The organism is Clostridium sp. LS (assembly GCF_002760435.1).
Taxonomy (GTDB): Bacteria; Bacillota; Clostridia; order Clostridiales; family Clostridiaceae; genus Clostridium.
In genome coordinates, this window is sequence record NZ_AUUU01000100.1 from 16,970 (window position 1) to 29,585 (window position 12,616).

Genomic DNA, 12,616 nt, shown 5'->3' on the forward strand with positions numbered 1-12,616 from the left:
ATCTATGAAATAAATAGTAACTTTGCATACTAGATATAATTAGGAGGTAATGTTTAAATGACAAACTTAGTAATTAATACAGTTATAAAGACAATTTTAGCGTATGTCTTTGCATTAATTTTAGCAAGGGGTATGGGTAGAAAACTTATATCCCAAATGACTTTTTTTGATTTTGTTGTAGGTGTAAGTATGGGAACATTAGTTGCAAATGTAATGGTAGATTCATCGAATCCAACATTTTCTTCTGTTGCAGCATTAATAATAGTAACAGTTTTAAGTATAGGAATTGCTTTTCTCAATATTAAAAGCTTTAAGATAAGAAAAATGACTGATTCTGAGCCTATTACTTTAGTAAAGGATGGAAATATTGTAGAAGAAAATATGAAAAATACCAGAATGACAGTTGGAGAATTAATGATGAAGATGAGAGAAAAGAATGCCTTTAGTTTAGCTGATGTAGAATTTGCAATAATGGAAACAGATGGAGAGCTATCAGTACTTACTAAAGCTGACAAAAAGCCAGTCACTCCCTTACAAATGAATATTAAAACTGAAAGTGAAGGGCTTATGAAAGATATAATAATTGACGGTGAGTTAATGGAAGAAAATTTAAAGACTGTAGGAGTGGATAAGAAATGGATTGAAAATGAGCTGAAAAAGCAAAATGTACAAGAGATTTCTGATGTATTTTATGCAGGTATAAACAGCAATAAAAAATTAAATGTATCAAGAAAATCTGAGAAGGATCATGAGAAACGCGGGCAATATGGAATAGAATGATTTAATAAAAGTTAGTTTTGTTTCCTATGGAGATTTCCTCATCTTTGTTTTTAAGAATTTTTTCAAGCAATGCTTTATAAATAGGTTTCAAACCTAGAATATCTGTGATTATATAAACAACTATAAAAACAATAGATGAAGAAAGTAAGAGATTAAAGGCGTAGGTCATAAATCGTAGCTACATAAAATAGATAGTTTTAAATCGGTAATAAATAATTTATAAAATGTTGGGAAAAATAAATTAATATTAGAGCTACATTAATACAATAAGAAAGAGGTAATATTATTTGCGCGATGTAAATGGAATCGGGGTAAGCATACCCAGAAAAGAAGCTTTTGATAAAGTTACAGGAACAGCAAAATATACTGATGATATCATTAGTCCGGGTATATTGCATGCTAAAATGCTTACAAGTCGTTATGCACATGCAAAAATTAAGTCAATAGATATATCTGAAGCAGAGAATTCATCGGGAGTAAAAGCAGTTATAACAGGAGACTATTTTCCTAGGCTTTGTGGAACAGTAATTGAAGATAGACCTCCAATAGCAAGAGATAAAGTACGTTATTATGGGGAGCCTGTTGCGGTTGTTGTAGCGAATACCGAGCAGGAAGCTATGAAAGCTGTAAAGTTAATAAAGGTAGAATATGAGCCTTTGCCTGTTATCAATTCAATAAGTGATGCTTTAAAAGCAAATGCAACTCTAGTACATGAAGATTTAAATAATTATACTCATGCAGTACATGATGTATATCCAGAGGAAAACTCTAATATCTCAGACAGAATTAAGATCAGAAAAGGTGATGCTACAAAAGGGTGGGAAGAAAGTGAAGTCGTAGTATATGGTAATTTTTCGCTTCCCCAGTCAGATCATATTGCTATGGAAACTCGAAATGCTAAGGCACAAATACTACCCGATGGCAGAGTGATAATTTATACTTCTTCGCAAGGTCCATATTCAGTTAAGAAGCTTTTAAGTAAATATTACAATATACCAGAAGGAAATATAATTGTTAAAGTACCCTTTGTAGGTGGAGGATTTGGTGGCAAGGCACCTATGCAATTAGAAATTATTGCATATCTAGCATCTAAAGCAGTTAATGGGAAAATGGTTAGAATAGCAAATTCAAGAGAAGAGGATATTAAAACTTCACCATGTAAAATAGGAGTTGAAGCAAATTTAAAAATAGGTGCGACAAAAGATGGAATTATAAAAGTGCTTGAAGCAAATTATTTGGTAGATGGAGGAGCTTATGCAGATATAGGACCGCGTATGGCTAAAGCAATGGCTGTAGATTGTTCTGGACCATATAACATTGAAAATATATGGTGTGATTCCATATGTGTTTATACCAATCACACTTATACGACATCCTATCGCGGATTTGGCCACACAGCGTATACCTTCTGCTTGGAGAGAATGTTAGATAAATTAGCAGATAAAATCGGTATTGACCCTTTAGAATTAAGGACTAGAAACGCTATAAAGCCAGGTCAATATACACCTACACAGGTAAAAACAACATTAAGTAATATAGGAAATTTTTCTGGCTGTATAACAAAACTAAAAGAATTAGCTAATTGGGATGAAGGGGTAGTAATAAAAAGTGAAAATGGCATGATAAGAGCAAAAGGAATAGGTTGTTTCTGGAAAACGTCCGATTCACCTACTAATGCTGTTTCTGGAGTTTTTCTAACTTTTAATAGTGATGGAAGTATAAATATAAATAGTGGTGCAGTTGAAATTGGGCCAGGAATGAAGACTACTCTAGCTCAAATACTTGCTGAAAAACTGAAGATGGATGTAGGCAGAATTCATGTAATGATGGGAGTAGATACTCAAGTTTCACCGGAACATTGGAAGACTGTTGCAAGTATGACAACCTTTATGGCAGGAAGAGCAGTTCTAAGGGCCGCTGAAGATTTAATAAAGCAATTAAAAAGCTTAGCTGCTGATATCATGAAATCTCCACCAGAAGATTTAGAGGTTGAAAATGAAAAAGTTTATCTAAAGCAAGACCCTGAAATGTATGTAGCATTTAAGGATTTAGCTAGAGGTCATAAAGAAGCAAATGGTCTTGCGATTGAAGGTCAAATACTTGGGCGTGGAAGTTATATAATGAATCATATTACTAATTTGGATAAGGATAGTGGGAAAGGAAAGCCAGGTCCAGCATGGACTGTAGGTGCGCAGGCTGTTGAGATTGAATATGATCCATCTATGTTTACTTATAGACTTTTAAAGGCGATTACAGTTATAGATGCAGGTAAAGTGATTAATCCCAAAACCTCAAGGGGCTTGGTAATGGGTGGAATAAATATGGGATTTGGCTTAGCTACAAGGGAGGCATTCACATATAGTAATGATGGTATACTTCAAACAACTACTCTGCGAACATATAAACCTATGAGATTTGGTGAAAATCCAGAGTACATAATTGATTTCATTGAAACTCCTCAAGTTGATGCACCTTTTGGAGCCCGTGGATTTGCCGAACATGGCATAATAGCAATTCCAGCTGCATTTGCCAATGCAATATCACATGCGGCTGAATATGAATTTAATAATCTGCCGATTACACCTGAGGTGATTTGGAAGGCCAAGACAGGAGGAAAATATGATACCCTTTGATTTTGAATATTATAAACCTGAAACAATTGAAGAAGCGGTTCAAATACATGCCGAGTTAAATAAAAATGGAAAGAAGCCTTTGTTCTATGGTGGTGGATCTGAAATAATAAGTATGTCAAGGGCTCATAATATATATACAGAAGGTGTAATTGATATAAAAGGAATTCCTGAATGTAATTTTCAAGAAATAAAGGACAATAAGCTAATTATTGGCTCGGCTGTTACACTTACACAAATTGCCGAAGCAAATTTATTTCCCTTATTAGGATTAACGGTACAAAGAATTGCTGATCATACAATGCAAGATAAAATAACTCTTGGAGGAAATATTGCAGGAACAATTATATATAGAGAAGCCGTACTTCCTCTTTTAATAGCTAATAGTGAGATAGTTATAGCAAATTTAGGTGGAAGAAAGCAAGTTCAATTTAAAGATGTATTTGATAAGAGAATAAGACTTAATTATGGAGAATTAATAGTAAAGGTAATTATAGATGAGAAATATCTTTCTTTGCCATATCTGCATGTTAAAAGAACAAAGAGTGATAAAATTGACTATCCATTAATTACTCTTACAGCACTTAAGGATAATGATAATATAAATATAGCTTTTAGTGGATTATGTAATTTTCCTTTTAGGTCGTCTGAAATTGAAGAACATTTAAATGATTCAAAGTTATCTAATAATGAAAAAGTTAATAGGGTAGTAGCTAGTATGCCAGACTTAATATTAAATGATTTATCTGGAGGTAGTGATTTTAGAAAATTTATGTTACAAAAAATGCTCATAGAAGTGTTAGAGAAAATGGAGGGGTGAATGAATGCTGAAGATTATTAACAAAACAATAATAACCCTAAATGTTAATGGAGAAAATAAAGAAGTTGCTGCAAAACCTTCAGATATTTTACTAAATACTCTTCGGAATGAATTAGGACTTACAGGTGCTAAACCAGGTTGTGAAAATGGAGATTGTGGTGCATGTACTGTTATTGTTGATGGATGGCCTATAAAGTCCTGCTTAATGCTTACTGTCGAAGCTATAGGAAAAAAAATAATTACTGTTGAAGGCTTGGAGAATGCACCAATACAAAAAGCCTTTGTGGAAAATTGGGGATTTCAATGTGGATATTGTACTTCAGGTTTTTTAATGGTTTGTCATGCATTATCTGGTATACATCCTGATGCAAATGATCACGTAATAGAACAATGGCTGCAAGCTAATCTTTGTAGATGTACCGGTTATGAGGAAATAAAGAATGCAATAAAATCTATTATGGATGGTAGCATCTAATAGTTAAAAAAGTAATTTATAACTTTAAAATTCAAATAATACAAGAAGGAAGTTTTCTCTCGATTAAACTTCCTTTATTTTAATATAATAAAATTTATGATTATACATTAAGGAAGAGAAGTGTACTTTTCTTCAAGCTTTATTTAATATCGTTAATTATATTATCCACTTTATTCATTTCATTAAAAAATATATCTTTATGTAGATTGATAACAATATTAAGATTATTTGTATCTAATTTAGTATTATAACTAGAATTCTTATATTCATTTGAATTAATATAATTTATTATTTTAATTTGTTCGAAAATAATAGAAAGAGTAGAAACCATATTATCTAATTTAGTTTTAGTACATGAGAATTTTGGATTAATATTAACTTCTTCAGTATATATTCTAAGCTTTTCTTTAATATTACTTATTTCAAGTTCAATCTTATCTAATTCGTTGTTACTTTCTAAAAAATCTTTAGACGTTGCAATAAATAGCAATTTTTCTTGTATATTCTTAGCTTGATTTTTTATTAGTTTTGTAATATCAGGATTAAAGACATAATTGTTTACAAGGGTAGTAATGGAAATGCCAATAAAAGTATCCAAAAGCCTATGAATACTATATGTAACAGCTGACTCTTTCACACCGGCTATGATTGCCACAAATACAAGACAAGCAATGGAAGTAGTGCTATCCCATTTGAGATAATTACACACATAAATAATTATTATAACTCCTATACCAACTAGAAATACATTCTGAGGCTGAATAGTAACAAGTATACTACCAATGATTGCTCCAATAGTAGTACCAATTACTCTATTTATTCCAAATTTAATCGTTTCTCCAAAGAAAGTAGATATTGGCATTACAGCAGGCAATAAAACAAAAAAAGGAAATTTTAGATTTAGTAGATTTGATACCAGCATACATAAAGCAGCGGCAATGCCTGCTCTAACTGCTTTTTTTATTAGATCCATCAATTCACCTTCTTAAATATATTAGGTATTTTATATTAAAAAGTTATTTCTCATAAAATGATGAAGAGATCTAACTTTTGCTAATAACCATATAATCTCCACAAGTAAGCTGAACAACCTCTGCTTTTAGTGCAAAAGCGATATCCTCTGTTAATTGCTTTTGCTCTACAGGACTATTCGCAACTAAAATAAGGGGATTACCATTTTGTGCTCTATCTTTACTTAAAGATATATATGCCACTATTTCGTAACCAGTATTATAAGAGTCTGCACCCATAGTATCAATCCTTTCTTTTGTTATTAGCTTTCATCAAATTCGAACTCTTTTTTATGCTCTCTAAAAGAGTAGTCTTTTTTATAGTTTCAAGGAAGGCTCCTTCATCATGAATAATTGGTACCATTACCACAGCAATTCTACCAGTTTCATAGTCACGTTTAGTATAGTGATATCTTTTAACTCCTAATGCCCTACAAACTTCAAATATTATAGCTTGAGTTTGTCCATGATGATCAAGTATTCAAGAATTTTCATTTAGCTAAAGCATATCAATATTGATAATATTCGTAATAAGGATAAAATTTATACATTTTATCTAGACTTTTATGATATTGAAGATAAGAAAACATATAAATATATTTATAGAAATATACTATATAGATATATGAGATGGAGGAGTTAAATGGTAAATAAACTAAGAACAACTTGTAAATCATCACATAAAATTCTAAGCAACTTAAGTACTATTGTATTTTGGGGATCTTTATGGGGGATAATTGAAGTGACATTAGGGTATCTGTTACATAAGATAAATTTTAGTTTTGGTTGGTGTATATGGTTCCCACTTGCTTTTTATTTTATGGATAAAATTTACAGAAAAACGGGGAAAGTCCAATATATTTTGTATGGTGCAATTGTTACGTCGGCTATTAAATTAACTAATTTATTTATTGAAGTAAGAATAGATAAAGTAATCAATCCAGCAATTTCTATACTTTTTGAAGCAATTGCATTGCTAGTTATTTATAAAGTAATTGAGAAAAAGAATAAGAAGATAGGAATTATTGAAATATTAATAGTAAATGTTTTTTGGAGATGCTTATATTCTATCTATATTTTTATTATGCCAAGCAGCTTTTTAGCCATTTCACCTTTGGCGGGATTAGATTCATTTTTGAGGTTTATATTATTGGAGAGTAGTGTAAATGCAATTTTTATTATGACATATATATTATTTAGAGATAAAACTATAAGAAAATTTTCAATAAGTAATAGAAAAGAGTTAAATGTAAGCCCAATTCAATCATTTTTAATGTGTTTATTTGCTATTTTGGTTCAAATAATTGTATGATAAGTATTATTACCGGAAGTGTTAATTCAGGAAAGACTAGTATGCTTATTGATATATTCAGAAAACTTGGAAAAGGTGATGGATTCTTTAATAGAAAGATATATATTGATGCGCATTATGTTGGACAAGAAGTTGTCAGAATGCAAAATGGAGAAAGTAAAATGTGGTCTACAAGAATATATCAAAATGATAATTGGAATGAAGTCTTCAAATATGAAAAATATAGTTTTTCAAGAAATGGGCTTGAATTTGCAGAAAGTATAATAGAATCCATTATTAACTCAAGTATAAATCCAATTTATATTGATGAAATTGGACCATTAGAACTTCAGGGAATGGGATTTGATAAATTATTTAAGAAATGTTTAGGGACAAAAAAAGAAATTTATGTAGTGATTAGAAATACTTGTGTCAATAGTGTTATTGAAAGATATAATATTAAGATGCACAAGATAATAGAAGCAAAACCTCCGAGTAAGATACAATAAAAATAAGATCATCCTTAATTGAATGGTCTTATTTTTATGGTATTATTTAAATTTCTCAAGTAGGCGTGCATATTTATTATTAATTTAGTCAAAACTAAACTGTTTAAGAATATTTCTCTTAAAAAATAAAATTTTGTAAGGCGGAATATGTATGTCTATTGATGGAATAGTACTTGCGGCAGGATTATCTAGTAGAATGGAAAAATATAAAATGTCTCTAAAAATAGGGGACAAAACTGTAATTGAGAGATGTATTGAATCAATGTATGATTTATGTTCTAACATTATAGTTGTTGGAGGATATAATTATAGTGCAATTGCAGAACTTTTAAGACCATATGAAAAGGTGAAATTAATATTTAATGAAAATTATATGGAAGGTATGTTTAGTTCTGTAAAGGCAGCATTAACACAAGTTAAAAACGAAAAATTTTTTTTGATACCGGGAGATTATCCAGTGATAAAAAAAGATACTTATAAACAAATGCTTAAAGCTGAAGGTAACATAATAATTCCTATATGTATGAGAAAAAAAGGCCACCCAATATTATGTAATAGTAATCTTATTCATAAAATTATAAATGATTTGAATTATAAGTCTTTAAGGGATTTTATAAATGATAATAGCTTCACATCCGTTGAGGTACACGATGAGGGAATACTTATGGATTTAGATACAATTGAGGATTATGAAAAGATACTTGAATATTATAAAAGAGTAAATAATTTATAATAAAGTAATAACATATGTTCTAAAGTAATCCAGTACAAGTCATGAATACTACTTTTACTAATATTTTTATAGATTATAATTAACAATAGTGGTTAAGATATTACTGCCAAGCAAAATAAATATTATTAAGGGAGGTAGATGCATATGTCATCAAATAACAGTGGAAGAAACAGAACTTTAATACCAGAGGCAAGACAAGGATTAAACAGATTAAAAACAGAAGTTGCTTCAGAAGTAGGTTTAAGTGATTATGAAAACATTGATAAAGGAAACCTTTCTTCAAGACAAAATGGATATGTTGGTGGAACTATGGTAAAACACATGATAGAAAGCTACGAACAAGGCTTAAAATAATTAGTTCAATGCGTAGCAAATAATTTATTATAATAATTAAATGCGTAAATGAAGACTAGTAGAATAATGTATTGCAGATACAAGTGTTTTACTAGTTTTTATCATGTTCTGTTATTTGAAGAATTTATAAACATGTGAAAAGTAAATTTCTTCACTAATTGTATAGAAATTAATCATATTTAACCATGTGGAACATTATATCAATTTAAAATGAACAATAATAAATAGTTCCTTCATTTAACAATGTAATAATTTATTAAATGAAGGAAAAACAGGCCATTTAGCATTTTAATATCTATTTGAAACAAGCTTCAATTTCTGAATCAAATTTATTCTAAACCATTGGAAGAATCAGCAGCGTTTGACATGCTGGATTGCCTTGAAGCATTAACTAGTTCATTATATGCCTTAGCTTTTTCAATATCGCCATCGTGACTGTGACCAGAAAAATTAGCGTATGTAGATGAATTTAACATATCAATTTGACCAGAAGTACCAACTTGTTGATTATACTGTCTAGCTTGCTCAATATCTGGATCAAAATTTTGAGAGTTTTCATTTTTTAAACTCATAATTATAGTCTCCTTTCATTATTGAAAATCATTATTTAAGTATTTGTGAGTAGTACCACTTACCTAACAAATTTAGTTTGTGATAATTTCACGATTTTATAACAGGAAATAAGTATATTTACACTATTGATTTTTATAATTCTCTTCACTAAGATCGTAGAAAGCTGGGCTTTTACTTAGAGAATTTTATTTGCAAATATCCAAAAAAGAAAAGAAAATAGAAAGTATCTAGGATTACTAAAGATAAGTTAGTTATGTTACTTTTGTTAATATTTTTGCAGATTATAATTCATGAAAGAGGTTAATATATTACTGCCAAACAAAATTTATTGAATTAAGGGAGGTAGATTATTATGTCATCAAATAATAATAGAGCTTTAGTACCAGAGGCAAAACAGGGATTAAACAAATTAAAAACTGAAGTTGCTTCAGAAATTGGATTAAAGGATTATGAACATATTGACAAAGGAAACCTTACCTCAAGACAAAATGGATATGTTGGCGGATTCATGGTGAAACACATGATAGAAGAATACGAACAAGGCCTTGAATAAGTAAAAGGCCAAAAAAGTAGAAATTTCTCCACAAGCCTGACTTCTACCCTCGGTTAAAAAAGGCTGGCAGAGCAACGTATTATTATGTTTGCTCTGCTGGCTTTTTTATATGGTTTTGTCTATCAGTGTAAATTCTATTATATTAAAAAATATTATGCTCTAGTTATAAGCGTATAAAAAAATAAAAACTCCAAAAAATAAAATTGGAGGTGTTTTATAATGCAAGTAAATTTAACGCAAAAAGAAAGAATGTTACTAGAAGACCAAAAAAGTCATGAACAAATCTGTATACAAAAATATTCAAATTATGCTAATCAGGCACAGGATACACAATTAAAAGAAATTTGTAAGAATAATGGGCAAATTGAAAAACAACATCTTGATACGATTAATCAATTGCTAAATGGTAATGTTCCGCAGATGAAACAACAAAATCAAAGTTCTGGACAGAATATGAATAACTCTCAATCAGTTACGAGTAATTTATCTGATAAAGAAATATGTTCAGATTTATTAATGACAGAAAAATATGTATCAGGAGCTTATGATACTGCTATTTTTGAATTTAAAGATACTGAAGTACGTGATGTATTAAATCATATACAAAAAGAAGAACAAAAACATGGCGAAGCTATATTTAAATATATGGAAAGTAAGGGCATGTATAATGTTCAATAATATTTATTTAGAATTCTTAAGAACTTAAGAATATAAGAATATAAGAATATAAGAATTTGCTTCTAAAATGCTGAATAAGAGGTTAAATTTTTAAAAGGATGCAATCATTAATGGATGCATCCCTTAATTTATTTAGTATAATCATTTCAGTGAGAAATTTATGTTTCATTGGAGTTATTTGATTTATAAACTAAAGTAGTAAACATACCGCCTGTACCTTTAGTAAAATTGTTGGAAATATGATGTGAAATATGGCAATGGAAAGGCCAAACGCCGGGATTATCTGCTTTAAATATCACGTCCCATGTCTCACCACTGGCTACTAAAATGGTATTTTTTAAAATCATATTATTTTTATCAAGTGGATTTCCATCAGCTTTTTCAACTTTAAATTGATGGCCATGAATGTGCATAGGATGATGATTGATTTGAATTGCTCCAAGTCTTAAACGGACTATATCACCATAATTAATAGGCATAGGTGTAGTAGCTGGAAAGCTCTTTCCGTTGATAGTAAACATATTAAAATCGTTAGTGAATGGATCGAGTTTATAAACACCAGGCTTTACTTCTTCTTCCTTTTTTAATCCAACAAGATGCCATTCTTGCATTAAAAGTAAATAGTCCTTATTAACTTTTGTTTTATTAGGGTTTAAAATAACAAAACCTCCAAGTAGGCCCATCATATCTTCTTTAGCAACATTAACGTGTGCGTGATACATATGGGTACCAGGCGGATTAATTATTTTAAATCTATAGTCAAAATAATCACTGGGTCTAATTTCTGGAGAAGGTTCTACTGCAGGAACACCATCCATGTCATTTGGTACATCAAGTCCATGCCAATGAATACTTGTAGATTCAGGTAAGTTATTAAAAACTCTTATGTTTACAAAATCACCAGGGCATACTTGAATGGTAGGTCCAGGTATGCTACCGTTGTATCCCCATCCTTTGATAAACACACCAGGCAATATTTCTTGCTCTACTTCTTCAGCAAATAACTCAAAATATTTTATGCCCTTAGACATTTTAAACTTAAGTGTTTGAATATCGGGTGTAATAACCATAGGGAAAACCTCTTTATTTTTATATTATACAAGCAATATAACTTCGTAATATAAGCTGTAAAACCTCGTCTGGTTCTTGTAAATATTCTTTTATATGTTAAAAGTTATTGTTATTTTACTTATACATTTTAAAATATGAGTTGAAATAAGTAACTGTTACAAAATATTAGTAAAATATAAAAAACTATCGTGAGTATTATAATGCCTGAGTTTAATATTTATTTTGATATACAATAGTGAAATAAATCATATATAGTTATATAAATAATTTAATGAAGGGATTCTTGAAAAATATTATGGATGAATTTCAAAATCAAATTACAGATATTAATATGCATTTATTAGACTTTCTTGATTCAATAGGAAAAATATTTTGTAGCACAGAAGAAGGAGAAGTATATATTAGACATTTTTATGATGAACACATTAAGCACGCATGTGAAGTAGAAAGTGATACATCAAAAAGTTTATCAGTTATATTAGGATATATATATTGCAGTATTTTGTATACTAAGGAAAGCTTGTTTAATTTATTGCCGGACATATGTTTAAATTCTGAGGAGAATGAATGGGGAATAAGAGTAGCAGAATCCAGCAAATCTAACTACCCTAATCTTAGTTTAAAATACGTTGTTAAAAAAATCAGAAATTCTTTTGCGTGCAGAAGCTTTAAAATTAATATTCATGAGAATATAACTAGAGATAAAGTTTTTAAGAATATTAAGATGGTTTTTTATGATATTAATCCTAATGATAGAAGTGATATGTTTGAAATTGAATTAAGTATTGATGAACTGGTGGATTTTGTTAAAAAATTCAATTCTGAAATTTGTAAAAATTATGAAATTAGTAGGAGATAATTGTCATAGATGCTAATGAGAATTAGAATAATATGGAGACCAACAATTAAATTAAGTTATAAATTTAATTTGAAATAAACAAAGTATTAGGCCAAATAATGTAATAAATAAAATTCAATTAATTGAAAAATAGCTAGTGTGAAACAATTATAGTGATTTTACTAATTTTTTGAGGGATTATTATTTATAAGAATTGTAAATATAATATTGAAAAAATTTATATTAATAGGGGAGGTTTGAAGAATATGTTTTCTTTCCTGCATACACCATGAATTATCCC

Annotated in this window: 16 protein-coding genes; 11 read left to right on the plus strand and 5 right to left on the minus strand. The window is 29.5% G+C overall.

All coding sequences use genetic code 11. The annotated features are described in order from the left end of the window. Positions 1-57: 57 nt before the first annotated feature. The 4 genes from COL3_RS19905 (at position 58) to COL3_RS19925 (ending at position 4,705) form a co-directional block, all read left to right on the plus strand. Entirely contained in the window at positions 58-780 is a 723-nt protein-coding gene (locus tag COL3_RS19905; RefSeq protein ID WP_008425935.1) for a DUF421 domain-containing protein, read from the plus strand. A 287-nt stretch (positions 781-1,067) separates the two neighbouring features. Further along, the gene (locus tag COL3_RS19915) at positions 1,068-3,413 is read left to right on the plus strand and encodes a xanthine dehydrogenase family protein molybdopterin-binding subunit (protein ID WP_008425937.1); all 2,346 of its coding nucleotides are present in this window, start codon (positions 1,068-1,070) and stop codon (positions 3,411-3,413) included. Continuing rightward, complete coding sequence (locus tag COL3_RS19920) at positions 3,400-4,230, plus strand: FAD binding domain-containing protein (RefSeq protein ID WP_008425939.1); 831 nt, start codon at positions 3,400-3,402, stop codon at positions 4,228-4,230. Before COL3_RS19915 ends, COL3_RS19920 begins: the two co-directional genes overlap by 14 nt. Before the next feature lie 4 nt (positions 4,231-4,234). Continuing rightward, the gene (locus COL3_RS19925; protein WP_008425940.1) at positions 4,235-4,705 is read left to right on the plus strand and encodes a (2Fe-2S)-binding protein; all 471 of its coding nucleotides are present in this window, start codon (positions 4,235-4,237) and stop codon (positions 4,703-4,705) included. A gap of 139 nt (positions 4,706-4,844) precedes the next feature. On the opposite strand, the gene COL3_RS19930 is transcribed toward COL3_RS19925, so the two are convergent. From COL3_RS19930 to COL3_RS19940, 3 genes are all read right to left on the minus strand, one after another. Further along, complete coding sequence (locus COL3_RS19930) at positions 4,845-5,678, minus strand: aromatic acid exporter family protein (protein ID WP_008425942.1); 834 nt, start codon at positions 5,676-5,678, stop codon at positions 4,845-4,847. A 70-nt stretch (positions 5,679-5,748) separates the two neighbouring features. Beyond that, complete coding sequence (locus COL3_RS19935; protein ID WP_008425943.1) at positions 5,749-5,955, minus strand: hypothetical protein; 207 nt, start codon at positions 5,953-5,955, stop codon at positions 5,749-5,751. 4 nt (positions 5,956-5,959) lie between these two features. Further along, the gene (locus COL3_RS19940) at positions 5,960-6,196 is read right to left on the minus strand and encodes a YIEGIA domain-containing protein (protein WP_180277967.1); all 237 of its coding nucleotides are present in this window, start codon (positions 6,194-6,196) and stop codon (positions 5,960-5,962) included. A gap of 162 nt (positions 6,197-6,358) precedes the next feature. Between COL3_RS19940 and COL3_RS19945 the strand changes: the two genes are divergently transcribed. The 4 genes from COL3_RS19945 to COL3_RS19960 all read left to right on the plus strand — a co-directional run bounded on the left by COL3_RS19945 (position 6,359) and on the right by COL3_RS19960 (position 8,602). Beyond that, entirely contained in the window at positions 6,359-7,027 is a 669-nt protein-coding gene (locus COL3_RS19945) for a hypothetical protein (RefSeq protein ID WP_008425945.1), read from the plus strand. Continuing rightward, positions 7,024-7,515, plus strand: a complete 492-nt coding sequence (locus COL3_RS19950) for a nucleoside-triphosphatase (RefSeq protein ID WP_008425947.1) — start codon at positions 7,024-7,026, stop codon at positions 7,513-7,515. Before COL3_RS19945 ends, COL3_RS19950 begins: the two co-directional genes overlap by 4 nt. Before the next feature lie 151 nt (positions 7,516-7,666). Continuing rightward, positions 7,667-8,248 (plus strand): nucleotidyltransferase family protein, encoded by a 582-nt coding sequence (locus COL3_RS19955; RefSeq protein ID WP_008425950.1) that lies wholly within the window; start codon positions 7,667-7,669, stop codon positions 8,246-8,248. 144 nt (positions 8,249-8,392) lie between these two features. Continuing rightward, positions 8,393-8,602 (plus strand): alpha/beta-type small acid-soluble spore protein, encoded by a 210-nt coding sequence (locus COL3_RS19960; protein WP_008425951.1) that lies wholly within the window; start codon positions 8,393-8,395, stop codon positions 8,600-8,602. 329 nt (positions 8,603-8,931) lie between these two features. Here COL3_RS19960 and COL3_RS19965 read toward each other — a convergent pair whose 3' ends face one another. Then, a complete protein-coding gene (locus tag COL3_RS19965) occupies positions 8,932-9,174 on the minus strand; it encodes a hypothetical protein (RefSeq protein WP_008425953.1) in 243 nt (80 codons plus the stop codon). Between the two features lie 353 nt (positions 9,175-9,527). On the opposite strand from COL3_RS19965, the gene COL3_RS19970 reads away from it, so the two are divergent. Further along, complete coding sequence (locus COL3_RS19970) at positions 9,528-9,728, plus strand: alpha/beta-type small acid-soluble spore protein (protein ID WP_008425956.1); 201 nt, start codon at positions 9,528-9,530, stop codon at positions 9,726-9,728. Between the two features lie 219 nt (positions 9,729-9,947). After that, complete coding sequence (locus COL3_RS19975) at positions 9,948-10,406, plus strand: spore coat protein (RefSeq protein ID WP_008425958.1); 459 nt, start codon at positions 9,948-9,950, stop codon at positions 10,404-10,406. Positions 10,407-10,564: 158 nt separating this feature from the next. On the opposite strand, the gene COL3_RS19980 is transcribed toward COL3_RS19975, so the two are convergent. Further along, on the minus strand, positions 10,565-11,476 hold the full coding sequence (locus COL3_RS19980; RefSeq protein WP_008425961.1) for a copper oxidase: 912 nt from the start codon (positions 11,474-11,476) through the stop codon (positions 10,565-10,567). Between the two features lie 284 nt (positions 11,477-11,760). Between COL3_RS19980 and COL3_RS19985 the strand changes: the two genes are divergently transcribed. Then, a complete protein-coding gene (locus COL3_RS19985; protein WP_035283796.1) occupies positions 11,761-12,336 on the plus strand; it encodes a HEPN family nuclease in 576 nt (191 codons plus the stop codon). The last annotated feature ends 280 nt before the right edge of the window (positions 12,337-12,616 follow it).

What these genes read in the sequence shown, in the direction of transcription:
- COL3_RS19905 (WP_008425935.1), top strand. Translation starts at nt 58, where the DNA reads ATGACAAACTTAGTAATTAATACAGTTATAAAGACAATTTTAGCGTAT.
- COL3_RS19920 (WP_008425939.1), top strand. Translation starts at nt 3,400, where the DNA reads ATGATACCCTTTGATTTTGAATATTATAAACCTGAAACAATTGAAGAA.
- COL3_RS19925 (WP_008425940.1), top strand. Translation starts at nt 4,235, where the DNA reads ATGCTGAAGATTATTAACAAAACAATAATAACCCTAAATGTTAATGGA.
- COL3_RS19930 (WP_008425942.1), bottom strand. Translation starts at nt 5,678, where the DNA reads ATGGATCTAATAAAAAAAGCAGTTAGAGCAGGCATTGCCGCTGCTTTA.
- COL3_RS19935 (WP_008425943.1), bottom strand. Translation starts at nt 5,955, where the DNA reads ATGGGTGCAGACTCTTATAATACTGGTTACGAAATAGTGGCATATATA.
- COL3_RS19945 (WP_008425945.1), top strand. Translation starts at nt 6,359, where the DNA reads ATGGTAAATAAACTAAGAACAACTTGTAAATCATCACATAAAATTCTA.
- COL3_RS19950 (WP_008425947.1), top strand. Translation starts at nt 7,024, where the DNA reads ATGATAAGTATTATTACCGGAAGTGTTAATTCAGGAAAGACTAGTATG.
- COL3_RS19955 (WP_008425950.1), top strand. Translation starts at nt 7,667, where the DNA reads ATGTCTATTGATGGAATAGTACTTGCGGCAGGATTATCTAGTAGAATG.
- COL3_RS19960 (WP_008425951.1), top strand. Translation starts at nt 8,393, where the DNA reads ATGTCATCAAATAACAGTGGAAGAAACAGAACTTTAATACCAGAGGCA.
- COL3_RS19965 (WP_008425953.1), bottom strand. Translation starts at nt 9,174, where the DNA reads ATGAGTTTAAAAAATGAAAACTCTCAAAATTTTGATCCAGATATTGAG.
- COL3_RS19970 (WP_008425956.1), top strand. Translation starts at nt 9,528, where the DNA reads ATGTCATCAAATAATAATAGAGCTTTAGTACCAGAGGCAAAACAGGGA.
- COL3_RS19975 (WP_008425958.1), top strand. Translation starts at nt 9,948, where the DNA reads ATGCAAGTAAATTTAACGCAAAAAGAAAGAATGTTACTAGAAGACCAA.
- COL3_RS19980 (WP_008425961.1), bottom strand. Translation starts at nt 11,476, where the DNA reads ATGGTTATTACACCCGATATTCAAACACTTAAGTTTAAAATGTCTAAG.